The organism is Arthrobacter sp. PAMC25564, assembly GCF_004798705.1.
Taxonomy (GTDB): Bacteria; Actinomycetota; Actinomycetes; order Actinomycetales; family Micrococcaceae; genus Arthrobacter.
The window spans coordinates 1,602,408-1,627,997 of record NZ_CP039290.1 but is presented as its reverse complement, the minus strand read 5'-3'; the positions used below and the strand labels follow the sequence as shown (position 1 = coordinate 1,627,997).

The 25,590-nt window shown below is 68.8% G+C and carries 20 protein-coding genes; 5 read left to right on the top strand and 15 right to left on the bottom strand.

The window, feature by feature from the left end; translation table 11 throughout:
- Positions 1–56: 56 nt before the first annotated feature.
- From E5206_RS07450 to E5206_RS07425, 6 genes are all read right to left on the bottom strand, one after another.
- The gene (locus E5206_RS07450; protein ID WP_136321930.1) at positions 57–1,907 is read right to left on the bottom strand and encodes an ABC transporter ATP-binding protein; all 1,851 of its coding nucleotides are present in this window, start codon (positions 1,905–1,907) and stop codon (positions 57–59) included.
- 64 nt (positions 1,908–1,971) lie between these two features.
- Entirely contained in the window at positions 1,972–3,483 is a 1,512-nt protein-coding gene (guaB, locus tag E5206_RS07445; RefSeq protein WP_136321929.1) for an IMP dehydrogenase, read from the bottom strand.
- Between the two features lie 205 nt (positions 3,484–3,688).
- Positions 3,689–5,770, bottom strand: coding sequence for an acyltransferase family protein (locus E5206_RS07440; RefSeq protein ID WP_136321928.1), 2,082 nt, complete (start codon positions 5,768–5,770; stop codon positions 3,689–3,691).
- 305 nt (positions 5,771–6,075) lie between these two features.
- Positions 6,076–7,686, bottom strand: coding sequence for a chaperonin GroEL (gene groL / locus E5206_RS07435; protein WP_136321927.1), 1,611 nt, complete (start codon positions 7,684–7,686; stop codon positions 6,076–6,078).
- A gap of 79 nt (positions 7,687–7,765) precedes the next feature.
- Entirely contained in the window at positions 7,766–8,062 is a 297-nt protein-coding gene (gene groES, locus E5206_RS07430; protein ID WP_018773735.1) for a co-chaperone GroES, read from the bottom strand.
- Between the two features lie 223 nt (positions 8,063–8,285).
- On the bottom strand, positions 8,286–8,726 hold the full coding sequence (locus E5206_RS07425; protein WP_240690029.1) for a hypothetical protein: 441 nt from the start codon (positions 8,724–8,726) through the stop codon (positions 8,286–8,288).
- Positions 8,727–8,782: 56 nt separating this feature from the next.
- On the opposite strand from E5206_RS07425, the gene E5206_RS07420 reads away from it, so the two are divergent.
- Positions 8,783–10,024, top strand: coding sequence for a class I SAM-dependent methyltransferase (locus E5206_RS07420; RefSeq protein ID WP_136321926.1), 1,242 nt, complete (start codon positions 8,783–8,785; stop codon positions 10,022–10,024).
- A 9-nt stretch (positions 10,025–10,033) separates the two neighbouring features.
- On the opposite strand, the gene E5206_RS07415 is transcribed toward E5206_RS07420, so the two are convergent.
- Positions 10,034–10,843, bottom strand: a complete 810-nt coding sequence (locus tag E5206_RS07415; protein ID WP_136324013.1) for a shikimate 5-dehydrogenase — start codon at positions 10,841–10,843, stop codon at positions 10,034–10,036.
- Between the two features lie 63 nt (positions 10,844–10,906).
- Entirely contained in the window at positions 10,907–12,439 is a 1,533-nt protein-coding gene (locus E5206_RS07410) for a glycoside hydrolase family 3 N-terminal domain-containing protein (protein ID WP_346763468.1), read from the bottom strand.
- A 346-nt stretch (positions 12,440–12,785) separates the two neighbouring features.
- Between E5206_RS07410 and E5206_RS07405 the strand changes: the two genes are divergently transcribed.
- Positions 12,786–13,937, top strand: coding sequence for a glutamate--cysteine ligase (locus E5206_RS07405; protein WP_136321924.1), 1,152 nt, complete (start codon positions 12,786–12,788; stop codon positions 13,935–13,937).
- A gap of 27 nt (positions 13,938–13,964) precedes the next feature.
- Here the strand turns inward: E5206_RS07405 and tsaD are convergent, their stop codons facing one another.
- The 6 genes from tsaD to E5206_RS07375 all read right to left on the bottom strand — a co-directional run bounded on the left by tsaD (position 13,965) and on the right by E5206_RS07375 (position 19,452).
- Positions 13,965–15,086, bottom strand: a complete 1,122-nt coding sequence (tsaD, locus tag E5206_RS07400) for a tRNA (adenosine(37)-N6)-threonylcarbamoyltransferase complex transferase subunit TsaD (RefSeq protein WP_136321923.1) — start codon at positions 15,084–15,086, stop codon at positions 13,965–13,967.
- On the bottom strand, positions 15,083–15,550 hold the full coding sequence (gene rimI / locus E5206_RS07395; RefSeq protein ID WP_136324012.1) for a ribosomal protein S18-alanine N-acetyltransferase: 468 nt from the start codon (positions 15,548–15,550) through the stop codon (positions 15,083–15,085). Before rimI ends, tsaD begins: the two co-directional genes overlap by 4 nt.
- Before the next feature lie 50 nt (positions 15,551–15,600).
- Positions 15,601–16,272 carry a tRNA (adenosine(37)-N6)-threonylcarbamoyltransferase complex dimerization subunit type 1 TsaB gene (gene tsaB / locus E5206_RS07390; protein ID WP_136321922.1) on the bottom strand — a complete coding sequence of 224 codons (672 nt, stop codon included), beginning with the start codon at positions 16,270–16,272 and terminating at the stop codon, positions 15,601–15,603.
- Positions 16,272–16,898: a tRNA (adenosine(37)-N6)-threonylcarbamoyltransferase complex ATPase subunit type 1 TsaE gene (gene tsaE / locus E5206_RS07385; RefSeq protein ID WP_136321921.1), complete on the bottom strand. Its 627-nt coding sequence runs from the start codon at positions 16,896–16,898 to the stop codon at positions 16,272–16,274. The genes tsaB and tsaE overlap by 1 nt, the downstream gene beginning before the upstream one ends.
- Entirely contained in the window at positions 16,895–18,154 is a 1,260-nt protein-coding gene (gene alr, locus E5206_RS07380) for an alanine racemase (RefSeq protein WP_240690027.1), read from the bottom strand. The genes tsaE and alr overlap by 4 nt, the downstream gene beginning before the upstream one ends.
- 206 nt (positions 18,155–18,360) lie before the next feature.
- Complete coding sequence (locus E5206_RS07375; protein WP_136321920.1) at positions 18,361–19,452, bottom strand: carbohydrate kinase family protein; 1,092 nt, start codon at positions 19,450–19,452, stop codon at positions 18,361–18,363.
- 92 nt (positions 19,453–19,544) lie between these two features.
- Here E5206_RS07375 and E5206_RS07370 point away from each other — a divergent pair, with 92 nt between their 5' ends.
- The 3 genes from E5206_RS07370 to E5206_RS07360 all read left to right on the top strand — a co-directional run bounded on the left by E5206_RS07370 (position 19,545) and on the right by E5206_RS07360 (position 24,268).
- Positions 19,545–21,020 carry a 6-phospho-beta-glucosidase gene (locus E5206_RS07370; protein ID WP_136321919.1) on the top strand — a complete coding sequence of 492 codons (1,476 nt, stop codon included), beginning with the start codon at positions 19,545–19,547 and terminating at the stop codon, positions 21,018–21,020.
- A gap of 202 nt (positions 21,021–21,222) precedes the next feature.
- Positions 21,223–22,488 (top strand): D-inositol-3-phosphate glycosyltransferase, encoded by a 1,266-nt coding sequence (gene mshA / locus E5206_RS07365; protein ID WP_136321918.1) that lies wholly within the window; start codon positions 21,223–21,225, stop codon positions 22,486–22,488.
- A gap of 64 nt (positions 22,489–22,552) precedes the next feature.
- Positions 22,553–24,268 (top strand): formate--tetrahydrofolate ligase, encoded by a 1,716-nt coding sequence (locus E5206_RS07360; protein ID WP_136321917.1) that lies wholly within the window; start codon positions 22,553–22,555, stop codon positions 24,266–24,268.
- Between the two features lie 83 nt (positions 24,269–24,351).
- Here E5206_RS07360 and E5206_RS07355 read toward each other — a convergent pair whose 3' ends face one another.
- Positions 24,352–25,437: an inositol-3-phosphate synthase gene (locus E5206_RS07355; protein WP_136321916.1), complete on the bottom strand. Its 1,086-nt coding sequence runs from the start codon at positions 25,435–25,437 to the stop codon at positions 24,352–24,354.
- Between the last annotated feature and the right edge of the window lie 153 nt (positions 25,438–25,590).

Below are 25,590 nucleotides of genomic sequence, written 5' to 3'. Positions count from 1 at the left end.
CGGAATACGACGCAGGACAGCGGCCATCTCCGGCAAATCACCGCTCACTGCCGGCGTCACTCCGCGCTGGCGTCACCGGTCTCCACGGCTGTCAGCTGGGATTCGAACATCCGGAAGTACCGGCCGCGCAGCGCCACGAGTTCCTTGTGCGTGCCCTGTTCCACGATCCTGCCGTCCTCCAGCATGTAGACCACATCGGCCTTCTCGATCGTGGCCAACCGGTGGCTGATGGCGATCATGGTGCTGCTGCGGTCGGCGAAGAGCCGGGTGAAGATCCGGTGTTCGGCCAGCGCATCGATGGCCGAGGTGGGCTCGTCCATGACCATGAACGGGGCGTTGCGGTAGAAGTTCCGGGCCATCGCGAGCCGCTGCCATTGGCCGCCGGAGAGGCCGCTTCCCTTCCGGCCGCGCGGGTCCTCCATCCAGTTGCTGACGTGGTTGTCCAGCCCGTTGGGCAGCTTGTTGATGAACTCCAGGGCTTCCGCGTCGGCGGCGGCCCTGCGGATCCGGCCGTCATCGCGGGGCGCGTCCACGTCGCCGAAGAAGATGTTCTCCGCTGCCGTCGCGAACTCGTATTTGAGGAACTCCTGGCTGAGCACTGCGAGATGCCGGTGCCAGGACTTGACGTCGACGCCGGCGAGGTCAACGCCGTCGAGCAGCACCTGCCCGGAATCCGGCCGGTAGAGGCCGGCGAGGATACGGATCAGGGTGGACTTGCCCGCGCCGTTCTCCCCTACGATTGCAATGTGCTGGCCTTCCCGGATGGTCAGGGAAATGCCCTTGATGACCTCGAGTTCGCTGCCCGTGTAGGTGAACCGGATGTCCCGCAATTCCACAGTCTTCGGGGCCTGCAGCAGCGGCGGGGCGTGGCTGGAATGCACCGGGAGTGCCATGAACAGTTCGTAATCCGTCAAGTTTGCCAGGTCCTCGTCGATCGAGCTGAGCGAGGAGACAAGGTTGTTTGCCGTGGACAGGGCACGGCTGACGATCTGCTGGATGTAGAGGAACTGCCCGACGGGCTGGGCCCGCGCGATGATCTGGCCTACCACCCAGATCAGCGACACCACCTCGGCGCCGTACTGCAAGGCATCCGCCGCGAGCTGCTTGGGAATGTAGCGTTTCTGGAAGTCCAGCCGGCGCTTCTCGTCGGCGTCCCGTAGCCGGGAGCGCAGTCCCATCAGGTAGCCGACGATCCCGTAGAGGCGCATCTCGGCAATGTGCTGGGGGCGGAGCAGGTTGGTTTCGATCATGCGCCGCTGCCGGCGCGAATCGACCTGGGTGTTCCAGTGGGCGATCTGCTCGCGGGAGAGCCTGAACTGCAGGTACACGCTGGGGACGATCGCGATCAGGACGATCACCGCGATCCACCAGCTGACCAGCAGGAGCGCCCCGATGGCGAGGATTACGGAGACCGCCTGGGTGAAGATCGCGGCGATGCGGTCCAGGACCCGCGCGTAGGAGTCGGAGAAGCGCTTGGCGCGGTCGTAGAGGTCGACAGTTTCCTTGTCGTCGTACCGCCAGAACTCGAGGGCCAGGAAGCGCTCGTACATCAGGTCGCCCACGATCGCGCCCACCCGGAAGCTCATGAGCTGCTGGATGTAGCGGTCCACGCTGCTGAAGGCGCCCCAGAACAGCCCCAGCGCGGCGGTGATGATGACGTAGACGATGGCCTGCTGGCCTGCGGCGGCGTTGCCCGAATAGGCTGCCGCGAGTGAGGTGGTGGTCAGCGCCGCATAATACGTGGTGACGAGCGGCAACAGCGCCGAGATCAGCGATCCCGCCACCTTCATGACCACGGCCGCGGGCGAGGCCCGGAAACTGACCCGCAGAACCTGCCCCACCGCCCGCGCGTAGGGCCTCAGCGCAAGCTTGCGCCGGGGCTCACGCGCGGGCGGGAGTTCAGACATGGATTGAGCCTAGTCCTGACCGGTGACCATAAAAGTGGCGGCGTCCGGCCTGGCGGCCGTGGGCTTAGCGGGAACCGTAGTTGGGTGCCTCGACCGTCATCTGGATGTCATGCGGGTGGGATTCCTTCAGGCCAGCCGGGGTGATCCGGACGAACTTTCCGCGGGCCTTGAGTTCGGGGATCGTCGGGGCTCCGGTGTAGAACATGGTTTGGCGGAGCCCGCCGACCAGCTGGTAGGCCACGGAGGCCAGCGGGCCGCGGTAGGCCACGCGGCCTTCGATACCTTCCGGGATGAGCTTGTCATCGCCGGAGACGTCGGCCTGGAAGTAGCGGTCCTTGGAGTAGGAGGTGTTCTTGCCGCGGGTCTGCATGGCCCCGAGCGAACCCATGCCGCGGTAGAGCTTGAACTGCTTGCCGTTGACGAAGATCAGGTCACCCGGGGACTCGTCGCAGCCCGCCAGCAGGGAGCCGAGCATGACGGTGTCGGCGCCGGCGACCAGCGCCTTGCCGATGTCGCCCGAGTACTGCAGGCCACCGTCGGCGATCAGCGGAACGCCGGCGGGGATGGCCGCCTTGGCGGACTCGTAGATGGCCGTGATCTGCGGGACGCCGACGCCGGCGACGACGCGGGTGGTGCAGATCGAGCCAGGGCCGACGCCGACCTTGATGCCGTCGGCACCGGCGTCGATCAGCGCCTGGGCGCCTTCACGGGTGGCGGCCTGGCCGCCGATGATGTCCACGTGCGCGACGGCGGGGTCCGACTTAAGCCGTCGGATCATGTCCAGCACGCCCTGGGAGTGCCCGTTGGCGGTGTCAACGAAGAGGGCGTCCACGCCGGCGTCGACGAGCGCCATGGCGCGTTCCCAGCCGTCGCCGAAGAATCCGATGGCCGCGCCGACGCGCAGGCGGCCTTCCTCGTCCTTGGTCGCGAGCGGGTACTGCTCGGCCTTGGTGAAGTCCTTGGTGGTGATGAGGCCCTTGAGCCGTCCCTGCTCGTCAACGAGCGGGAGCTTCTCGATCTTGTTGGTGGCAAGCTTGTGCGAGGCTTCCTCGCGGCTGATGCCGACGTGCCCGGTGACGAGCGGCATCTTGGTCATGACGTCGCTGACCAGGCGGATCGGGAGGTCGGACTCCGGCACGAAGCGGGTGTCGCGGTTGGTGACGATGCCCAGCAGCCGGTTGCCCTCGTCGACCACCGGAAGACCGGACACGCGGTAGTGCGAGCAGATCTCGTCCAGCTCGGCAAGAGTTGCCTCGGGGCCGATGGTCACGGGGTTGGTGATCATGCCCGATTCGCTGCGCTTGACCCGGTCGATCTGGTCGGCCTGGTCTGCGATGGAGAGGTTGCGGTGCACGACGCCGAGGCCGCCCTGGCGGGCCATGGCGATCGCCATCCGCGACTCGGTGACGGTATCCATGGCGGCGGACAGCAGCGGCGTCTGGACCGTGATGCGCTTGGAGATCCGGGACGAGGTGTTCGCTTCGGAGGGAATCACGTTCGTGTGGCCGGGCAGGAGCAGGACGTCGTCATACGTCAGGCCGATGAAGCCGAAGGGGTTGTGTTCGGGCTGGGTCATGAGTGCGCCTCTTACCTTGGGTTGCAGGGTTTCACGGGTAGGGGTTGCATCAGATGACCAGCCCGTCATTACGGGCGTGGCCTGTGCAGAAGTGTTGAATAAATAATAGAACCTTGGCGGCGATCCCCATATTCCGGGGCGGAATGTGAGGTACGGCATGCGGGACCGCGTCACCCTGCCTGTGCCACCGCGCCTGCGGCGGGAGTCAGCTCCAGCCCGTGGCCGCGAGCAGCCGCTCCTCGAACATCGGAATCATGGTCTGGACATACGTCTTGGTCAGGTGGTTGTCGTCCTTGTAGACGTACACATTGCCCACCACGGCGGGGCAGCGTCCGCCGGCGCAGATGAAATCGCTCAGGTCCATCAGGTGCAGCCCCGGCACCTTGCCCCGGTACGCGTCCAGGGGCGAGGAAGCGGCCAGGGACTCCTGCAGCGGCACGTTGCAGTCCGGGGCATCCGGGCCGTGCTTCTGGACGCATTCGGGCATGTTGATGCCGAAGCGGGGATTGTCACGGATCCCTACGACGTCCATGCCGGCGTCGGTGAAGGGTTTGACGCCCTCAAGGTAGCCGGGCACCTCGGTTTCGAACGGCGCGTCGATGTGCGTCAGGGACGCCACGGTGAAGACGGCGTCGGGGCGGTGTTCCAGGACATACCCGGCACTGGCCTTGTTGAAGGCGTTGCAGTCGGCGTCACGGTCCGGGGTCGCGCCGCCGAACCGGCAGTTGCCCTTCAGCAGGGCGACGACCTCCCAGCCGTGGCTCCTGGCGATGGGGCCGCGGGCTGCCATGTACTGCTGGGCGTGGGAGTCGCCGAGCACCACGATCCGCTTGGTGACGGTTTCCGGCCTGCTGTTCTGCAGGCAGCCGGACAACAGGGGATCGCCGGGGACGTTCCCGTCCGTGCACAGCCCGTCGATATCGGCCCACTCGTTCTTCAACGCGGCCGGAGCCGGGATGATTTTCGCGTCCGGCGTGGGTTTGCCCGCATTCTCGGGCGCCAGGGCGGCGGCCCCGGGTGTCAGTTCCCTGGGCTGCGCCGCGGCTGCCGCCTCGTCCGCCAGCAGCTGGCCCTGCCAGACGGACACGGGGCCCGCCAGCAGCGTGCCGCAGGCAGCGATGACGACGGCGGTGCGCCAGACGCGGCGTTCCGGCCAGCGCCACTCGCGCATTGGCTGCTCCACGAACCGGGTGGTCAGTACGGCCAGCACGACCGAGGCCGCGACGATGATCAGGCCCTGCGCCAGGTCCGGGGCCGTGATCCCCATCCACGCAAGGGCCAGGACCAGCAACGGCCAGTGCCAGAGGTAGAGGGCGTAGGAGTTATCGCCCAAAGAAACGAGGGGCTTCCAGCTGAGCAGGCGGTCCACACCGAAGCGGCTGCCACTCTGCCCGGCGACGATGATCGCGGCCGCCGCCAGTGTCGGCCACAGCGCCACGAAGCCGGGGAAGGAACGGTCCACGGTCAGCAGCAGCCCGCAGGACAGCATCGCCGCAAGGCCGGTCCAACCCAGCGCCACCCTCAGGACCTTGCCGGGCTTGAGGTAGGGCAGCGCCAGCGCCAGCAGGGAGCCGAGGGCGAACTCCCAGAGCCGCGCGCGCGTGTCGAAGTAGGCGTAGCCCTGGTTGCCGGCGGTCTGGTCAACCGAGTACACGAGGGACACCACGAAGATTGTCCCGAAGGCGGCGGCCAGCAACAGCCGGTAGCTGGCCGCCCACCGGTGCCTGAGCAGGTGCCGGAGCAACCGGTGGAGCAGGGCCGTGCCGGCAAACACGAGCGGCCAGAGCAGGAAGACCTGGCCTTGGACGGACAGCGACCAGAAGTGCTGCAGCGGGCTGGCGCCGGAGTGGTCCTGCGCATAGTAGTCGACGGCGCTGTCCGCCAGGAGCCAGTTCTGCCGGTAGAGCAGGGAAGCCCAGGCCTGGTCCAGGACGTCGGGCCAGCGGCTTTGCGGAAGGATGGCCCACGTGCCGGCGAGGACGCCGAGGATGACCACCACGACGGCGGGAAGCAGCCGCTTGAGCAAGTGCAGCCAGTGTCCCAGAAGCCGGAGGGGTTTCCCGCTTTCGACCTTCCGGACGAAGCCGAGCGTCATCAGGAACGCTGAAATAAGAAGGAAGATGTCCACCCCGCCGGAGACGCGGCCGAGCCACACGTGATAGGTGACTACCATGAGGACCGCGAGGGCGCGGAGGCCCTGGACTTCGGGGCGGTAGCTGGATTTCCGGCCCGAGAATGAGCCCGCATCCGCCGTTCCAGGGCTGGAAGCGGCTCGCTCGTTCGACACAAAAATCCTCTCGGGCCGGCTTCCAAAGCATCAATGTTACCGAACCGTAATTTCTGTGGCCAATCGTCGGGGCGGCCACGTGGACGGTTCCGGTGCGAAATCCCCCATCGCTGGAGGTGCCCGGCGGCGTGTCGCCGGGACCCGCCGTCGTACCCGGCAGCGGCGCTGCCGGACGTGGGGAGATTCCGCGGTGCGGGCGCCCGGGGCACAAAAAACAGGGGGCCGGGCCAGCTGATGCTGATCCGGCCCCCTGTCCTGGAGCTGTGTTGCCGGGCTGGCGCCAGGGAAGGCGCCGGGGGCCCGTGTTAGTGCTGGTGGCCCGCGTGCTCGTCATCATCGGCAGGCTTCTCGACCACGAGGGTTTCCGTGGTGAGGACCAGTGCCGCGATGGAGGCAGCGTTGCGGAGGGCCGCACGCGTTACCTTCACCGGGTCGATGACGCCGGCAGCGATGAGGTCTTCGTATTCGCCGGTCTTGGCGTTGAAGCCCTGGTTGTTGTCGGATTCGGCCACCTTGGCAACGACGACGTAGCCGTCGAAGCCGGCGTTCTGGGCGATCCAGCGCAGCGGCTGGGTCAGTGCCCGGCGGACGATGCCGACAGCAGCGGCTGCGTCACCTTCGAGAGCCTGGACGGCGGGGGTCTCGTCGAGCGCCTTGAGGGCGTGGATGAGGGCGGCGCCGCCGCCGGCCACGATGCCTTCTTCGAGGGCAGCGCGGGTGGAGGAAACGGCGTCCTCGATGCGGTGCTTCTTTTCCTTCAGCTCGACCTCGGTGGCTGCGCCGACCTTGATCACGCCGATGCCGCCGGCCAGCTTGGCGAGGCGTTCCTGCAGCTTTTCCTTGTCCCAGTCCGAGTCCGTGCGGGTCAGCTCGGCACGCAGCTGGGCAACCCGGGCTGCGACGTCCTCGGCCGAACCGGCGCCGTCGACGATGGTGGTGTTGTCCTTCGTGACGGTGATGCGCCGGGCAGTGCCCAGCACTTCGAGGCCGACGGTGTCCAGGCTCAGGCCCAGTTCCGCAGAGACAACCTGCGCGCCCGTGAGGGTGGCGATGTCCTGCAGCATGGCCTTGCGGCGGTCACCGAAGCCCGGCGCCTTGACGGCAACGACGTTCAGGGTGCCGCGGATGCGGTTGACGATCAGCGTGGACAGGGCCTCGCCGTCGACGTCCTCGGCAATGATGAACAGCGGCTTGGAGCTCTGCAGCGCCTTCTCCAGCAGCGGCAGGAATTCCTGGACCGAGGAGATCTTGCCCTGGTTGATCAGGATCAGGGCATCTTCGAGCACTGCTTCCTGGCGTTCCGCGTCGGTGACGAAGTACGGGGAGAGGTAGCCCTTGTCGAACTGCATGCCCTCGGTCAGGACCAGCTCGGTCTGCGTGGTGGAGGATTCCTCAATGGTGATCACACCATCCTTGCCGACCTTGCCGAATGCCTCGGCCAGGAGCTCGCCGATCTCGTCACTCTGGGCAGAGATGGAGGCAACGCTGGCGACCTGGTCGCCGCCGACGGGGCGTGCGTTTTCGAGCAGGCGGGCGGCGACGGCCTCGACAGAGACCTCGATGCCGCGCTTGATCTCGCCGGGGGCGGCGCCGGCCGCGACATTGCGCAGGCCTTCCTTGACCAGGGCCTGCGCCAGCACGGTGGCGGTGGTGGTGCCGTCACCGGCAACATCGTTGGTCTTGGTGGCGACCTCCTTGGCAAGCTGCGCGCCAAGGTTCTCGTACGGGTCGTCCAGTTCTACTTCACGGGCGATCGTGACACCGTCGTTGGTGATCGTGGGAGCGCCCCACTTCTTGTCCAGCACGACGTTGCGGCCGCGCGGGCCAAGCGTCACCTTGACAGTGTTGGCGAGCTTATCGATGCCGGCTTCAAGCGACCGGCGGGCAGCGTCGTTAAACGCAAGCTGCTTTGCCATGGTTTTGTCCTTTCAAGACAGAACCCCGCGCAACTGATCCATCGTCAGAGGGATCGGCGGCGCGGGGGTCCAAGGGAAGTTACTTAACGACGATCGCCAGAACGTCGCGGGCGGACAGCACGAGGTACTCGGTGCCGCCGGTCTTGACTTCGGTTCCGCCGTACTTGGAGTAGATGACGACGTCGCCGACGGCAACGTCAATCGGAACGCGGTTGCCGTTGTCGTCAAAGCGGCCGGGGCCTACTGCAACAACTTCGCCTTCCTGGGGCTTTTCCTGCGCGGAGTCCGGGATAACCAGGCCGGAAGCCGTGGTCTGCTCTGCTTCGAGCGGGCGGACAACAATACGATCCTCAAGAGGCTTAATAGAGACCGACACTCGGACCTCTCCTTCTACGTCAGCAAATTCGTGGACAGTAGAACTGTGGTCCCGGGGCTGGCAAACCGTCGTCGCGGTGCCGGCAGCAAGCCTGGCGGGCAGTTCTTCATGTGTTAGCACCCTCCGGGGGAGAGTGCTAATGACGACTCTATGTAAGGAGTTAGCACTCGGTCAAGGCGAGTGCCAGAAATCCGTTCCGGATGAACGCCCGCGACGTGCTTTGCTACTGCCCGGCGAGGTCCTCAAAGTCCACGTCTTCGCCGTTCTCTTCGTCGTCGTCCCGGCCCTGCTCACTCCGGTGGCGGTACAGCACGAGGCCCCCGGCGGCGGCGAGGGCGGCACCGATGGCCAGGAAGATGATGCCGCCCAGACGGGCCGCGGCGTACGTGTCGCGGATCGCCCGCGCCTCGTCGGTGGCATCCGTGACGTCCTTGCCGCCGACGGAGTAGATGGTCGCGTTGAAGGAATCCAGGAAGAAGATGATGACCAGCAACGCAACGCAGACGACGGCGATGACCCCGCCGGCGATCAGCGCGGGGCGGGCATACCGGGCAAGCCCCCGGTGGTTGCGGTGGTCCCCATCGGCGTACTGCTGCGCTGCGCTGCTGTTGCCGGCCAGGCCGTTGTCGTCGCTGCGCTGATCATTGATGCCGCTGTCTTCCATGCCGTCAACACTAGCGGGCGCATCTGGGGAAGAGCGCCTCCACTACGCTTGTTCCCATGGCTGACGCACCGCAGGACCAGATCGCCCCGCTCCTTAATCCCGAGGGGTGGGAGCTGCTGGCGTCGCTGGGACCGTACCGGGAGGACGAGGCTTTCCGGCTCAACGCCTCCCTCCGGAAGGCCGGCCACTCCCCCGAGCTAGTCTCGGCAGTGCTGACCCAGTCCCGGCTCCGGACCAGGGCCGAGGCCAAGTTCGGCGAGTTCGCCCGGCAGATGATCTTCACCCAGGCCGGCCTGGAGCAGGCCACCCGGCTCACGGTGGCAGCCCGGCATGCGCAGCGGTTCCTCGGTGCCGGAATCAGCCATGTGGCAGACCTGGGCTGCGGGCTCGGCGCCGATGCGATGGCGCTGGCCTCCCTGGATATCCAGGTCACCGCGGTGGAAGTGGACGAAACCACGGCCGCCTGTGCAACCATGAACCTGATTCCGTTCCGGAACGCCACCGTGGTCCACTCGGATGCCACCGCCATGTCGCTGGAAGGGATCGACGGCGTCTGGCTCGACCCGGCCCGCCGCACCACCTCCAGCTCGGGAACGAAGCGGCTCTGGGATCCGGAAGACTTCTCCCCTCCGCTGTCATTCGTGGAGTCGCTGGCCGCCTCCGGCCTCGCCGTCGGCGTGAAGATGGGCCCGGGCATGCCGCATGACGCGGTCCCGGCGGGCTGCGAAGCCCAGTGGGTCTCGGTGGGCGGGGACGTCACCGAGGTGGCGCTGTGGTTCAACGCGGTGCGCCGCCCCGGCATCCGGCGGGCAGCGCTCCTGCTGGGACCGCAGGGGGCAGCGGAGCTGACTAGCAGCGAGGACTTCGGCGGCGGCCCGCTGGCCCCCGTCGGTCCTGTGGAGGGCTACCTGTACGAGCCCGACGGCGCCGTCATCCGCGCCGGCCTGGTGGCCGACGTCGCACTGCAGCTGGACGGGCACCTCGTCGATGAGCACATCGCCTACATCTGTGCCCCGGAACTCAGGGACACCCCGTTTGCCCGGGCCTACAAGGTCCTGGAGATGATGCCGCTCAACGTCAAGGTCCTCAAGGCCTGGGTCAGGGACCAAGGCATCGGCGTCCTGGACATCAAGAAACGCGGCACCTCGGTCACCCCGGAAGAGCTGCGCAAGCAGCTGCTCCCCGCAGGGAAGGCCGCAGCTAAGGCCGGAGGCCGGAATGCCGCGAAGAAGACGGCCACCCTGGTCCTCACCAGGATCGGCGAGGACAAGGTGGCCATCTCGGTGGAGCCGGCCTAGCTCCGGAAGCTACTGGGCCCGCATGAATTCCTCGGCGGCCCGCACCTGTTCATCGGTGGGCCGGATGCCGGTGTACAGCACGAACTGCTCCAGCGCCTGGATGGTGGCCACCTCCGCTCCCGTGATCACGGTCTTGCCCGCTGCCCGGGCAGCCTTGATGAGCGGCGTCTCCGCCGGAAGGGCGACGACGTCGAACACCACCTTGGCAGCGTCGATCGCCTCCTGTGGGAAGGACAGCGCCTCGGCGTCCGGGCCGCCGGCCATACCCACCGGCGTGACGTTGATGAGCATGTCGGCGCTGCCGCCTCCATCGCTTGCGGGAAGTTCCGGACTCCACGCGAAGCCGTACAGTCCGGCGAGCGCCCGCCCCGCTGCCTCGTTGCGGGCGATCACGGTGACATCCTTGAACCCGGCGTCGCGCAGGGCCGCCACGGTGGCCTTGGCCATTCCGCCGGAGCCCAGCACCCACACCGAGTACGACGACGGCACGGCGTTGCGCTGCAGCAGCTGTTCGATGGCCGTGTAGTCGGTGTTGTAGGCGGTGAGCGTCCCGCCGTCGTTGACAATGGTGTTGACCGAATCTATCGCCTTCGCTGAGGGGTCCAAGACGTCGACAAGGGCGATGACATCCTCCTTGTACGGCATCGACACGGCACAGCCGCGGATCCCCAGCCCGCGGACGCCGGCCACTGCCTGGGCCAGATCCGTGGGGGCGAAGGCCTTGTAGATCCAGTTCAGGCCCAGCTGTTCATACAGGTAGTTGTGGAAACGCGTCCCGTTGTTGCTCGGCCGGGCCGAGAGCGAGATGCACAGGGTCATATCTTTGTTCAGTATGGGCACAACCCCATTAAACCCTCCGGCAAAGTCCGGCGGGGTCCGGTGTCAGCCACAACCTGTTCCCGGGCCCTGCGGTCCGACGGCGACGGGAAGCTTCCCTGGGGCCGCCGCCTGTCCCGCAAGGACTGCCAGCAACGCGTCGTAGGCGCCTTGGCTGCGGCCGTACAGGGCGATCTTCGCCGGAGCGGCAGAGCCGGCCAGCGCCCATGGCGCGTCCAGGGCAACGGCAACGTCCGCCGGTGCCGCCTCTGCTGCCTCCGGCTCCGCCGCCCCGCCGAAACCGATCAAGGAAACGAGCGGCCCGCTGCCGACGCTGATGCCGGCGTTCCGGGCCGCGGCCGTGAACCGTGAACGGTCCTCCTCGGAGCCGCCCGTTACACGCACGCCCGCGGGCACCATCCGCCCATGGCAGGGGCCGGCCAGGACGGTGACCGCAGCCGCGGAGACCTTCCGCGACAGCTCCGTGCCGCTGCCCGGCGCCGTTCCCGCCGGGGCGCCGGTGCGGCCACGCCAGCTCATCATGGTGGCCACCCGCCGCGCGGCCTCGGCCAGCCGTTCCGGCGGCAGGGCCCCGCTCTTCACGGCCCCGACGATCGCGGCATGGGCTGCGGCCACATCTGCCGGCATCAGCAGCAGGTCGGCACCCGCGGCGAGCGCCAGCGGAGCGGCGGAGTCATTGGGGAACTGCTTCCGGACCGCCCCCATGTTGAGCGCATCCGTCACCGCCACGCCGTGGAAGCCCATCCCCCGCAGCATCGCATAAGCAGGCTTGGACACAGACGCGGGTACCCCGGGTTCGAGCGCAGGCACGGCGACGTGGCCTGTCATGATCATGGGCAGGCCGGCACTGATGGCCGCCTGGAAGGGTTTCAGATCCTTGGCACGGAGCTGGTCCAGGGACGCACCCTGGACGGGGAGACCGGCATGCGAATCCACGTCTACCGAGCCGTGGCCGGGAAAGTGCTTGACTGCCGGCAGCAGCCCCGAGGCAAGCATCCCCCCGGAGAAGGCGACGCCGAGTTCCGCAGCCGCGTCGGCGCTGCCGGACATCGACCGCGCCCCGATGGTCGGATCTGCGGGGCCCATGGTTACATCCAGGGCGGGGGCGAAGTCGAGGTTGAAGCCCAGCGCAGCCAGTTCCGAGCCCATGGCCTGGCCTGCACCGGAGGCCAGCGGCCCGTTTCCGGCGGCGCCGTAGCTCATCGGGGCAGGCCACTCGGTCAGCGGGGCGCGCAGCCTGGCTACCACCCCGCCTTCCTGGTCGACGCCGATCATTCCGGGCCAGCCGCGGCCATCCGCCCGAGCCGCCAACTGGAGCCGGCGGGTGACGCCCTGCATCGCGCCGGTGTCCACCTGTCCCCCAGGCGTTCCGGGAACGTTGTCTCCCATGATGATGGAGCCGGCTAGGTGCAGGCGCTCGATGGTCGCGGCGTGGGACTCATAGTCGGGCCCGGTAAAGTTCGGCAGCAGGACCTGCCCGGCCTCCTGTTCGAGGCTCATGGCGGCCACGGCCTGGGCGGCCGCGTCGGCGTCCCGCTGCTCCGGTCCCCAGCCGAGCGGCCGGGATCCGGTGTCCAACGGGGAATCCGGGACGCCGTGTGGTGACGGGGCCGCGGGACGGCCTGAAGGTGCTGGCGGCGGAGGCGCCGAGCAGGAGGCCGTTCCGAGGGCCAGTCCCAGAACTGCCATCAAAACCGCTGCGGTCGGAGTTCTTTTGTGAACACTTTCACTTGTTCGCTGTCGTCTGGCCACCGTCTCGATGGTACCCCTGCACTAGACTTGGACCACCGTTGCCCTGCCAACTGTCCGGCGACGCCGCTCGTGACTTTGCCAGTACCTCTGATGGTGACATTGCCGGTTCCGCTGGCCGTGGCACCGTCGGCCAGGGCCGCGGAAACAGACAGCCGAACAGTGAAGGGACCACATGAAGATTGATTTCGCTTCATCCAGGCAATCAACTCTTGGTGTGGAATGGGAGCTCGCCCTCGTCGATGCGGAAACCGGAGAGCTGGCCTCCGTGGCCAAGGAAGTGCTCCGCGGGGTCGCCGCACGGCATCCCGAACTGAACGAGGACGACGAGCACCCGCACATCAAGCAGGAGCTGCTGCTGAACACGGTGGAACTTGTCACCGGGATCTGCAACACTGTGGCCGAGGCAAAGGCGGACCTGAGCAGTTCCCTCGCGGCGGTCCGTGACGTCACCGACCCCATGGGCGTCGAGATCTTCTGTGCCGGGAGCCACCCCTTCAGCCCGCCGCAGCTTCAGCCCGTGACGGACAAGGCCCGGTACGCCAAGCTCATTGACCGCACCCAGTGGTGGGGCCGCCAGATGGTCATCTACGGCGTCCACGTCCACGTCGGCCTCGACAGCCGGGACAAGGTCCTCCCCGTCCTGGACGGCCTGGTGAACTACTTCCCGCAGTTCCAGGCGCTCTCTGCCTCCAGCCCGTTCTGGGGCGGCGAGGACACCGGCTACGCCTCCCAGCGCGCGCTGATGTTCCAGCAGTTGCCCACCGCCGGCCTGCCCTTCCAGTTCTCCAGCTGGGAGGACTTCGAGTCCTATGCCCAGGACATGTTCACCACCGGAGTGATCGACTCGCTCTCCGAAATCCGCTGGGACATCCGGCCCGTCCCCCATTTCGGCACCATCGAGATGCGCATCTGCGACGGACTGGCCACCCTCGAGGAAGTCGGCGCCATTGCAGCGCTGACCCAGTGCCTCGTGGACGACTTCTCCACCCTGCTGGACAACGGCGGGACCATACCGACCATGCCACCCTGGCATGTGCAGGAAAACAAATGGCGTGCCGCGCGCTACGGCCTGGACGCCATCATCATCCTCGATGCCGAAGGCAACGAGCAGCTCGTCACGGACCACATCCGCGAGACAGTCGCCCGGCTTGAACCCGTCGCCGTGAAACTCGGCTGCAGCGCCGAGCTGGCCGACGTGCTGAAGATCATCGAGCGCGGCGCCGGCTACCAGCGGCAGCGGCGCGTGGCGGCAGAGCACGGAGGCGACCTGCGCGCCGTCGTACTGGACCTGGTCCAGCAGATGCGCAAGGGGCCCGAGGCCTAGGCCGGGCCTTCACCTCACAGCACCGCTTCAGGCCGAGACGGTGGTGACCGGCATGGAGGAATCCGGGGCAAAGCCGATGCCGCTCGGCGCCACCCCGGCCATCACCAGCTGGGCGCCGAGCGCGGCGACCATGGCGCCGTTGTCGGTGCACAGGGACAGCGGCGGGACGGTCAGGCGGATCCCGGCCGCGCTGCAGCGCTGCTGGGTGAGCTGCCGCAGCCGCGAGTTGGCGGCCACTCCCCCGCCCAGCAGCACCTCGGTAATGCCGTTTTCGCGGCAGGCCAGCACCGCCTTGGACGTGATCACATCCACCACGGCTTCCTGGAACGCCGCGGCGATATCCGCCACGGGTACCACTTCCCCGCGGGCCTCGAACTGCTCCACACAGCGGGCGACGGCGGTCTTGAGCCCGCTGAAGGACCAGTCGTAGCGGTGCGGGCCGGGTTCCTCCGCGGTCCCCATGTACTTCGGCTGGCTGAGCCCGCGCGGGAAGCGGATCGCCTTCGCGTTGCCGCTGCGCGCCAGCCTGTCGATGGCGGGGCCGCCCGGATAACCCAGGCCCAGCAGCCGGGCCACCTTGTCGTAGGCCTCGCCGGCGGCGTCGTCGATGGTGGAGCCGAGCAGTTCGACGTCGTCCGTGATGCTCCGGACCCGCAGGATTTCGGTGTGCCCGCCGGACACGAGCAGCGCGCCCAGGTTCTCCGGCAAACCGTTAGCCGGCAGCGCGCCGGTAACGGTCTGCGGGCCGCCGGCATCGGCTTGGAGCAGCCCGACGCCGACGTGCGCGACGAGATGGTTGATCGCGTAGAGCGGCTTGCCCGTCGCGACGGCGAGGGCCTTCGCCGCGCAGACGCCCACCATCAGGGCTCCCGCGAGTCCGGGCCCGGAGGTGACCGCGATCGCGTCGAGCTCCTCCAGCCTGACGTCGGCCTCCGCCAGCGCCTCCCGGAGGGCGGGCACGAAGGCGTCGAGATGGGCGCGCGAGGCGATCTCGGGGATGACGCCGCCGAACCGGACGTGTTCGTCCATCGAGGAGGACACGGTGTTGGTCAGCAGGGCCGTTCCGCGGACAATCCCGACGCCGGTCTCGTCGCAGGAGGATTCAATGCCGAGGACCAGCGGCTGGTCACGGTGCTGGGTGCGGTTCATGGGCGGCCTGCTTCCCTGGGCTGCTCGGACGGTGGTGGGGCGTTCAGCCGGAGCCGCATGATCAGGGCGTCGACGCCGTCGCGGTAGTAGCGGCGCCGGACATGGATCTGTTCGAAGCCGAAGCGGAGATAGAGCCGCTGGGCACGCGGGTTGTCCGCCCTGACCTCCAGCAGCACGTCCTCGGCATGGCGCCGCCGGGCCTCCCTGATGAGCTCGGTGAGCAGGGCCGAGCCGATGCCCTTGCCTTCCTGTTCCGGCACGACGGCGATGGTCTGGACGTCCGCGATCGGCTCGATGCACATCAGCCCGGCGTAGCCCACGATCCCGCCGTCGAGCTCCGCGACGAGGTAGCGGCGGGTTTCCCGTTGTGCCAGCTCATCGAAGAACATCTGCAGGGGCCAAGCGTCTACCGGGAACAGCCGGCGCTCCAGCTCGTGGACGGCCGGGATGTCCGCGACATCCATGGCCCGCAGCGTCACCGTGCCCGGCGCCGTAGACGGCGTTTCCGCGCGGCTCACAGCGCGCGCTTCCGGGGGCCCGGCACCTGGGCGTCGGACTCGCGCAGGTACAGCGGGGTCGAATCCAGCAGCTGTTCTCCTGCCGCGAGCCGGGCGAGCGCCAGCCTGCCCAGCCCGAGGGCCTCCGGCTGCCGGTCGCTGAATCCGGGGACGGCGTGGAGCACCCCGGAGTAAATCCCGGCCCCGGCGCCATAGACCGGCAGCCCGGGGAGGTCCGCGGCGAACCCCACGTGCGGGCCATCGAGGAGCCGCGGCAACCGGGCGCCGGTGAGGGTGTACCGGGCCCAGTAGACCTCCTTGCGCCGCGCATCGGTCGCCACCAGGAACTCCGGCGGCGCCTCGGCTGACCGGGCCACGTCGAGGGCGATCGCGTCCAGGCTCATGACGCCGTACAGCGGTTTATTCCAGACAAAGGCGAGGGTGCGGGCGGTGACGATCCCCGAGCGCAGGCCGGTGAAGGGGCCCGGGCCCACCCCTGTGACGATGGCGTCGACGTCGGCGCCGGCCAGGCCGGCCTCGGCCAGGAGCCGCTCGATCCCCGGTGCCAGGACTTCCGCGTGGCTGCGGGTGTCCTCGGTGGCGAAGCTGCCCAGCCGGGACTCCGTCGCACCATCGGAAACGAGGGCGGCGCTGGCCACGGCGGAGGTGTCGATGGCGAGGATCAGCATCAGGAGTTCCCTTCCGCGGCGGCGGGAAGGGTCCCGGGAAGGATCGGGAGCCCGGGAAGCGCCGGGGGCTGTGCCCAGCGCGGACCGAAGCCGCGGATCACCACGGTGCGGGGCTCGCCGTCGTCGTCCGTGTCAAAGTCCAGGACGCCGCCGGCCTCCGCCGGTCCCGGCGAGCCGTGCCCGGACGAAGCCGCCGGGGTGCCGCCCAGCGCGCGGTACAGGTCCACCTCGAGCCGGCTCTCGCTCAGGTGTTCCACCCGGTCGCGGCCCCATTCGACGACGGTGACGGCGCTGTCCATCGTGTTTTCGAGGTCAATGTCATCGATTTCGGATGCGGACTCCAGCCGGTACGCGTCCACGTGCACGAGGTCCGGGCCGCCCGGGCGCGGGCCGTCGGGCAGGTTGGGGTGGATGCGGACCAGCACGAAGGTCGGTGAAATGATGCCGGCGCGCACGCCCATCCCTTCGCCGAGCCCCTGGGTGAACGTCGTCTTGCCCGCCCCGAGTTCGCCGGTGAGGATCACGAGATCCCCCGCCGCCAGCTGGGCGCCGAGGGCCGCCCCGAGGGTATGGGTGTGCTCCGCCGTCTGGACTTCGAGCGTCCGTTGCCAGGCCGCCGCGCTCACGGCGTGGCCTTGTTGTTGCCGGATGCTCCGGCCACGGCGGCGCCCCCGTCGTGGGGGTAGGGTACTTCGTTGATGTAGCGGCGCGGCACCCGGGGGCTGATCCGGGTGACGATCTCGTAGTTGTTGGTCCCGGCGGCGCGGGCCCAGTCCTCCGCCGTCGGGCCGCCGTCCTCGCCGTTCCCGAACAGCACGGCTTGGGCCCCGAGGATGCTCGGGCCGCCGGCGGTCACGTTGCGCGGTCCGAGGTCGATCACCATCTGGTCCATCGCGATCCGGCCGACGACCGGGTAGTTCACGCCCTCCACCCGGACCGGGCCGCCGGTGGCAACGCGCGGGACACCGTCGGCGTAGCCCAGCGGGATGAGCCCCAGGGTGCTGGCCCCGGCGGTGCGGTAGTTCAGGCCGTAGGAGACGCCCTGGCCGGCGGGCACGTCCTTGCAGTGTGACACGACCGTGCGGACCGTCATGGCCGGGCGCAGCCCCAGCTCCGCGGAGCTCTGCCCTTCGAAGGGGGACAGCCCATAGATGCCCAGGCCCACCCGGACCAGGTCAAAGTGCGTGTCGGGGCGGGACAGGGTGGCCGGAGTGTTGGCGAGGTGGCGCACTTCGGGGTCCGCGCCGGCGTCCTGGGCGATGGCGAGGGCCTCGCGGAAAACGGCCAGCTGCTCGTCGGTTTCCGGACGCTCGGGCTCGTCGGCGACGGCCAGGTGGGAGAAGATGCCCACCACCCGCAGCAGGCCCTGGTCCTGGTACTCCATGGCCTCGCCGACGACGGCGTCCCAGGCTGCCAGGGTGGCGCCGTTGCGGCCCAGGCCGGTGTCCACCTTCAGGTGGATGCGGGCGGGCCGTTCCTGATCACGGACCGCTGCCACCACCCGGTCCAGCTCCCAGCCCGAGCAGCCGATGTCGATGCCGGCGGCGACGGCGGCGGCGAAGTTGCTCTCCGGGGTGTGCAGCCAGGCCAGCAGCGGTGCCTCGATCCCGGCCGCGCGCAGGGCCAGCGCCTCGGAAATGTGGGCCACGCCGAGCCAGCCCGCGCCGGCACCGAGGGCGGCCCGGGCCACCGGAACGGCGCCATGCCCGTATGCGTCGGCCTTGACCACTGCCATGACCTGGGCCGGCGAGGCCACGGCCGCCAGCCGGCGCACATTGTGCCGGATGGCCTCGAGGTCGATTACTGCCGAACGCTCCTCGGGGCGGGCCGCTGCGGCCGCCATATCGGTGCGGAAGTCGCCTGTCGCTGCTGGGTAAGTCACGTATCGATTCTAGGGGCGGCAGTGCACACCGGATAATTCCGGCCACCGGCCCCCGGAGGACATGCCCATTGTTCGCGCCAGAGAGCGGGCCCAGCGGGACTATGTCCATGCCCCGGCCCGGGCACGGGGCATGCGCAACGGTGAAGGGGACCGGGGCTCAGCACCGCACGGGGCATGCCCATCTGCTCGCGCCGTACGCCGGCCGGCTACGCGTCCGAAAGGTGCGCGATGGTCGCCGTCGCGCGCCGCTGCGCCTCCGGCGGCACATCCCGGACGATCTCCTCGAGGAAGCGATAGCGGCGCAGCCACTGGCTGCCCTGCCGCTCCTTCCGGGCGTTGGCCCGTTGCCACCAGTCGGCGATGTCCCCCCAGCCGGGCGCCGCAAGCGAACCGCCCACCTCCTGCACGGCCAGGGCGGCGCACAGGTTGGCGAAACGGAGCCTGTCCCCGAGCGGCCAGCCGGCCAGGCAGCCCACGATGAAGGCCGCGCCGAAGCAGTCCCCGGCGCCGGTGGGATCGTAGGCCGAGACCGGCAGGGAGGGCACCCATTCCTCTTCGCCCGTTTCGGAATCGACGGCCATGGCGCCCTGGGGGCCCAGCGTCACGACGGCCACCGGCACCTTGTCCGCGAGCGAATACAGCGCGGACCAGGGATTGTCGCGGCCGGTGAACGCCATCGCTTCGTGCTGGTTGGGCATAAAGGCGTGGAAATACTGCAGGTTCTCCAGCCGGGCGGCGGACCAGGCGCCCGTGGGGTCCCAGCCGACGTCGCCGAACAACCGGACGCCGGCCTTGCCGGCGTCCAGGGCCCATGGTTCCATTTCCTCGCCGAGTTCCGCGATGGCCGCGAGCGCCGGCGGCGGGCATCCGATCAGTTCGGTCGAGGTCACCGGCGCCGGATGGCCGTGCGTCACCATCGAGCGGTCCTTCTCGACGCTGAGGGACACCGTGACGGGCGAGTGCCAGCCCGGAACGCGCCGGGACAGGGACAGGTCAACGTGTTCCTGCCCGGCCAGGATCTTCCAGTTGAAGTCGCCGTAGCCGTCGTCCCCGAACGCGGCGGCCAGCCCGGTCCGCAGCCCCAGCCGGGCCGCGGCAATCGCCTGGTTGGCTACCCCGCCGGGGCAGCTGCCCATCCCCTCGCTCCAGATTTCGGTGCCGGCCCGGGGCAGGTGCGGCAGCCCGGTGAAGATGATGTCCTGGAAGACGGTGCCGGTCAGGAGCAGGTCGAAACCCTCCGACGCCGGGCTGCGGACGGCGGACAGCGGATCGTAGCGCCGCATTGGATTCGCGTCCATGTATGGCAGACTACGCCGTCCCCGTACCCGGGGATAGACGGAGTGCCAGCGGCCGGGCACCGGCAAGGAACAGCACCGAATAGACTGTCCGCATGCGGCTCATGATTGCCGGCGGCGGCGGGTTCCGGGTTCCGCTGGTCTACCGGGCCCTCTCCTCCGGACCCTTCGCGGGGCTCGTCCGGGAGCTCGTCCTGTACGACGTCGACGCCGGCCGGCTGGCCGCCGTCGACGCGGTCCTGGCCTCGCTCGCCGGGCAGTCCACGGACGCTGGCTTCCCCACGGTCCGCGCCACCACCTCCCTCGCCGAGGCGCTCGACGGCACGGACATGGTGTTTGCCGCGATCCGCCCGGGCGGCACCGCCGGCCGGACGGCGGACGAGCGGATCGCCCTGGACCTGGGGCTCCTCGGCCAGGAGACCACCGGCGCCGGCGGAATCTCCTATGCCCTGCGGTCGATCCCCCGGATGCTCGAGCTCGCGGCGGAGATGCGGCGCCGGTGCCCGGAGGCGTGGCTGCTCAACTTCACCAATCCGGCGGGCATCGTCACGGAGGCGCTGGTCCCCGTGCTCGGCCACAGGGTTGTCGGCATCTGCGATTCCGCCAGCGGCCTCGTGCACCGGGCGGCGCGGGCCGCCGGCGTCGCCCTCCCGGAGGGAAGGCTCCAGGGGAAGCTCGACGGAATTCTCGACGGCGTGGGCTACTACGGGCTCAACCACCTGGGCTGGCTCTACCGGCTGGAGTCCGGCGGCCGGGATGTTCTGCCGGAGCTGTTGGCGGATGCCGCGGCACTGGCAGGCTTCGAGGAAGGCCGGCTGTTTGGCCAGGAATTCCTCGCCGGCCTTGGCTGCCTGCCGAACGAGTACCTCTATTACTACTACGACACCGTCCGCGCCGTGGCCGGGATCCGGGCCTCCGCCCAGACCCGCGGCGAGTCCATTGACCGGCAGCAGTCGGCGCTGTACCCGCGGCTGGCGGCCGCGGGGCCGGAGGCGTATCCGCTTTGGGAGGCTGCGCGCCGGTCCCGCGAAGAAGGTTATCTGGCCGAGGCTCGGACGGCGGGCGAGCGCCGGGACGAGAGCGACCTGGACGGCGGCGGCTATGAACGCGTCGCCCTGGCGGCCATGCGGGCCCTGTCCGGCGGCGGCGAAGCGGAGCTGATCCTCAATACCCCCAACACGGTGCCGGGCGCAGGTCCCGGCCTGGTCCCCGCGGTCCCGGGGCTGCCCGCGGACGCCGTTGTCGAGGTTCCGTGCCGGGTGAGCCCCGACGGCGTCGTGCCGCTGCCGCAGGACCGCCCGGCTCCGGCGCAGCTGGCGCTGATGCGGCGGGTCAAGGACGTCGAACGCCTCGTCGTGCAGGCGGCCGGACTGTCAGCCGGGCAGGCAGCCGGGCAGGGCCGGCGGCAGGCGGCCCTCGCGGCCTTCGCCCGGCATCCCCTGGTCGATTCGGAGGTCCTCGCCGGGCAGCTGCTCGCCGGCTATGAGGCCGCGTTCCCGGAACTGGCGCTGCTCTGGCGTGGCGGGGACGGCCCCGCTCCGGGGCACGACGCCGGGTTTCCCCGGGTTTGACGGCCGCGCCCGGCGCGCCGGCCGGAACGCCCGGTGATTCCCGGCGTCGTGGTCGCAAAACCGGGGAAATCCAGCGCACACCCACGGCAAGATGACCGTGGCTCGATGATGACGCCGTTGGCCCCGCACCGGCCGGCGGGAGCCCGCCCGCGGTACAGGAGTAATGTTTTATCGAAATGCAGTCCGCAGAGGAGGGGAAACAATGTCGCTGATCCGGCGTGTCGCCTTCCTCTCCCTGCATACCTCGCCGATGGAGCAGCCCGGATCGGGCGACGCCGGCGGCATGAACGTCTACGTCCGGGCACTGGCCGCGGCCCTCGCGGAGACCGGCGTCGAAGTGGAGATCTTCACGCGGTCCACCGCCGCCGGGCAGGCCGCCGTCGAACATCCCTCCCCGGGAGTGTGCGTCCACAATGTCATGGCAGGTCCGCCGCGGAAACTGCCCAAGGAGGCACTGCCGGAGCTGCTGCACAGCATGGTCGCCGAGGTCGACCGGATCCGGCACCTCCAGCCGCACGGCCGTTACGACATGATCCATTCGCACTACTGGGTGTCCGGGGTGGCCGGGCTCGAACTGTCCCAGCTCTGGGGGCTGCCGCTGGTACACACCATGCACACCATGGCCAAGGTCAAGAACCTGCTGCTGGAGTCCGGTGAACAGCCGGAACCGCGCCGGCGCGAGGACGGCGAGCAGCGGATCGTCGACGCCGCCACCCGGCTGATCGCCAATACCGGGACCGAAGCCGCGGAGCTGGTCTCCCACTACAACGCCGACCCAGACCACATTGACGTGGCGCCGCCGGGCGTGGACCTGACCGTCTTCACCCCCGCCTTCCGGGGCCGCTCCCGGGCGGCGCACGGAGTTCCGCCCGGCAGGTTCCATCTGCTGTTCGCCGGCCGGATCCAGCGGCTCAAAGGCCCGCAGGTCCTGATCAAGGCGGCCGCGCTGCTCCGATCCCGCCGCCCGGACATCGACCTGCAGCTCACGGTCCTGGGCGCCATCAGCGGTGCGAAGGACTTTGACCTGAAGTCGCTGATCAGCGCCGCCGGGATGGACGACGTCGCCACCCACCACCCGCCGGTCAGCGCGCCGGAGCTGGCCGGCTGGTACCGCTCGGCCGACGTCGTCGTGATGCCCTCCTACAGCGAATCCTTCGGGCTCGTGGCCCTGGAGGCCCAGGCCTGCGGCACGCCGGTGGTCGCCACCAAGGTGGGGGGGCTGTCCCGCGCCATCTTCGACGGACGGACCGGGCTGCTGGTGGACGGGCACAAACCCGAGGACTGGGCAGACGCCCTCGAGGCCCTCTATGACGACCCCGCCACGCGGGAGGACATGGGCCGTGCCGCCTCGCTGCACGCCCAGGGGTTCGGCTGGCAACGGACGGCCGCCATCACCCTGGAGAGCTACCACACCGCCGCGGCACAGCACTTTGGGAGCCTGCACATCCCGGTGGGCCACGCGCCCTGAGCCGGAACCGCCGGCCGGAACACCATCCGGAAGACCCACCGACGCCACGAGCCGAAGGACAACGATGTCTGAGACCACACCTGCCAGGAAGGCGGTCCTGAGCGACCTTCAGATCGCGCAGCAGGCCACGATGAGGCCCATCGAGGAGGTTGCTGCCGCCGCCGGCATCAATCCCGAGGCGCTGGAACCCTACGGCCGCTACAAGGCCAAGATCGATCCGGCGAAGCTCGCTCTGTCCAGGGCGGGCGGCCCTTCCCGTGCCCCAGGCAAGGTGGTGCTGGTGTCCGCGATGTCCCCCACCCCCGCGGGCGAAGGAAAGTCCACCACCACGGTGGGGCTGGCGGATTCCCTGGCCCGTGCCGGGCACAAGGTGATGATCGCGCTGCGCGAGCCGTCGCTGGGCCCCATCCTCGGCATGAAGGGCGGCGCCACCGGCGGAGGCTACTCACAGGTGCTGCCGATGGACCAGATCAACCTGCACTTCACCGGAGACTTCCACGCCGTCACGTCAGCGAACAACGCCCTGATGGCCCTCGTGGACAACCACATCTTCCAGGGCAACGGGCTGAACATCGATCCGCGCCGGATGACCTTCAAGCGCGTGCTGGACATGAACGACCGCTCCCTCCGCGAGGTGGTGATCGGCCTGGGCGGACCGGCGCAGGGCATCCCGCGGCAGGACGGCTTCGACATCACCGTGGCGTCCGAGATCATGGCGGTCTTCTGCCTCGCCACGGATCTCGCCGACCTGCGCGGAAGGCTGGGCCGGATCACCTTCGGCTACACCTACGACCGCCAGCCGGTCACGGTCGCGGACCTGGGCGTGCAGGGTGCCCTGACCATGCTGCTAATGGATGCCATCAAGCCGAACCTGGTGCAGTCCATCGCCGGCACCCCGGCCCTCGTGCACGGCGGCCCGTTCGCCAATATTGCGCATGGCTGCAACTCCCTCATCGCCACGCAGACCGCCCGCAGCCTGGCGGACATCGTGGTCACCGAGGCCGGCTTCGGCGCGGATCTGGGTGCCGAAAAGTACATGGACATCAAGGCGAGGGTGGCCGACGTCGCGCCGTCCGCCGTCGTGCTGGTGGCCACCATCCGGGCCCTCAAAATGCACGGCGGCGTGGCCAGGGACCAGCTCCGGGAGCCCAACATGGAGGCGCTGGCGGCCGGCGTCGTGAATCTCCAGCGCCACATCCGCAACGTCGGGAAGTTCGGCATCACACCGGTGGTGGCGGTCAACAGGTTCGGCACCGACAGCCAGGCCGAGCTGGACTGGCTGCTGGGCTGGTGCGCCACGGAGGGGGTCCCGGCTGCCGTGGCCGATGTCTGGGGCCGGGGAGGCGGCGGCGACGGCGGGGACGAACTGGCGGCGAAGGTGGCCGCGGCCATCGAGGCACCGCACACCTTCCGGCACTTGTACCCGCTGGAGCTGTCGGTGGAGGACAAAATCCGGACCATCGCGCAGGAGATCTACGGCGCCGACGGCGTGGATTTCTCCGTCCCGGCACTCAAACGGCTCGCGGAAATCGAGAAGAACGGCTGGTCGGGTTTCCCGGTCTGCATGGCGAAGACCCAGTATTCCTTCAGCGACGACGCGTCCAGGCTCGGTGCACCCAAGGGCTTCACCATCCATGTGCGCGACCTTATCCCCAAGACCGGGGCCGGCTTCATCGTGGCACTCACCGGCGCCGTGATGACCATGCCCGGGCTGCCCAAGGTCCCGGCTGCCCTCCAGATGGACGTCGACGCCGAAGGCAACGCCGTCGGCCTCTTCTAAAAAGCAACGCGGGGTCACTTACGGCCCATCCCGAAGGTGGTTATGGGCCGTAAGTGACCCCTCGTTGCGGGTGAGGAAGGGGGTTAGCGCTCGAGGTCGCCGCGGATGAAGGCCTCAACCTTTTCGCGGGCGATGTCGTCGTTGAACTGCTCCGGCGGGGATTTCATGAAGTAGCTCGACGCCGAGATCAGCGGGCCTCCGATGCCGCGGTCCAGGCCGATCTTGGCGGCGCGGATGGCGTCGATGATCACGCCGGCGGAGTTGGGTGAGTCCCAGACCTCCAGCTTGTATTCCAGCGAGACCGGGGCATCGCCGAAGTTGCGGCCCTCGAGGCGCACGAACGCCCATTTGCGGTCGTCGAGCCACTGGACGTAGTCCGACGGGCCGATGTGGACGTCGCGCGGGGCGATGTCGGCCTCGACGTTGGAGGTGACGGCCTGCGTCTTGGAGATCTTCTTGGACTCCAGGCGGTCGCGCTCCAGCATGTTCTTGAAGTCCATGTTGCCGCCGACGTTCAGCTGGTAGGTGCGGTCCAGCGTGACCCCGCGGTCTTCGAAGAGCTTGGCCATGACGCGGTGCGTGATGGTGGCACCGATCTGGCTCTTGATGTCATCGCCGACAATCGGCACCCCGGCGGCGGTGAACTTGTCAGCCCAGGCCTTGGTCCCGGCGATGAAGACCGGAAGCGCGTTGACGAAGGCCACGCCGGCGTCGATCGCGCACTGGGCGTAGAACTCGGCGGCTTCCTGGGACCCCACCGGCAGGTAGCAGACCATCACGTCGACCTTGGCGTCCTTGAGCGCCTGGACGACGTCGACGGGCTCCTCGGTGGACTGCTCGATGGTCTCGAGGTAGTACTTGCCGAGCCCGTCGAGGGTCGGCCCGCGCCGGACGGTGATGCCGGTCGGCGGGACATCGGCGATCTTGATGGTGTTGTTTTCGCTGGCCAGGATGGCTTCGGACAGGTCCAGGCCCACCTTCTTGGCGTCGACGTCGAACGCGGCAACAAATTCGACGTCGTTGACGTGGTATTTGCCAAACTCCACGTGCATCAGACCCGGGATCGTGGCCTGGGGGTCGGCATCCCGGTAGTACTGGACACCCTGGACCAGCGAAGTGGCACAGTTACCTACGCCGACGATTGCAACACGAATCGGATTTGAAGACACGGAACTCCTTTGAGAACAAACTTCACGTGCCCGTCGGGGACGCACTCTGATGTGCGACGGCCGCAGACGGGCACGGCGCCATACGGCGCCCTTAGTATTCTACCCAACGGCGCCGGGTCCCTGGTTGTTCCCGTCCGCCGCCTGGTCCTCTGT

Excerpts from the sequence above, each read along its gene's own strand:
- E5206_RS07375 (WP_136321920.1), bottom strand. The coding sequence starts at position 19,452 with ATGGACGCGAATCCAATGCGGCGCTACGATCCGCTGTCCGCCGTCCGC.
- E5206_RS07450 (WP_136321930.1), bottom strand. The coding sequence starts at position 1,907 with ATGTCTGAACTCCCGCCCGCGCGTGAGCCCCGGCGCAAGCTTGCGCTG.
- groL (WP_136321927.1), bottom strand. The coding sequence starts at position 7,686 with ATGGCAAAGCAGCTTGCGTTTAACGACGCTGCCCGCCGGTCGCTTGAA.
- E5206_RS07370 (WP_136321919.1), top strand. The coding sequence starts at position 19,545 with ATGCGGCTCATGATTGCCGGCGGCGGCGGGTTCCGGGTTCCGCTGGTC.
- E5206_RS07415 (WP_136324013.1), bottom strand. The coding sequence starts at position 10,843 with ATGACCCTGTGCATCTCGCTCTCGGCCCGGCCGAGCAACAACGGGACG.
- tsaD (WP_136321923.1), bottom strand. The coding sequence starts at position 15,086 with ATGAACCGCACCCAGCACCGTGACCAGCCGCTGGTCCTCGGCATTGAA.
- E5206_RS07425 (WP_240690029.1), bottom strand. The coding sequence starts at position 8,726 with ATGGAAGACAGCGGCATCAATGATCAGCGCAGCGACGACAACGGCCTG.
- E5206_RS07360 (WP_136321917.1), top strand. The coding sequence starts at position 22,553 with ATGTCTGAGACCACACCTGCCAGGAAGGCGGTCCTGAGCGACCTTCAG.
- guaB (WP_136321929.1), bottom strand. The coding sequence starts at position 3,483 with ATGACCCAGCCCGAACACAACCCCTTCGGCTTCATCGGCCTGACGTAT.
- mshA (WP_136321918.1), top strand. The coding sequence starts at position 21,223 with ATGTCGCTGATCCGGCGTGTCGCCTTCCTCTCCCTGCATACCTCGCCG.
- E5206_RS07420 (WP_136321926.1), top strand. The coding sequence starts at position 8,783 with ATGGCTGACGCACCGCAGGACCAGATCGCCCCGCTCCTTAATCCCGAG.
- tsaB (WP_136321922.1), bottom strand. The coding sequence starts at position 16,272 with ATGCTGATCCTCGCCATCGACACCTCCGCCGTGGCCAGCGCCGCCCTC.
- rimI (WP_136324012.1), bottom strand. The coding sequence starts at position 15,550 with ATGGATGTCGCGGACATCCCGGCCGTCCACGAGCTGGAGCGCCGGCTG.
- E5206_RS07405 (WP_136321924.1), top strand. The coding sequence starts at position 12,786 with ATGAAGATTGATTTCGCTTCATCCAGGCAATCAACTCTTGGTGTGGAA.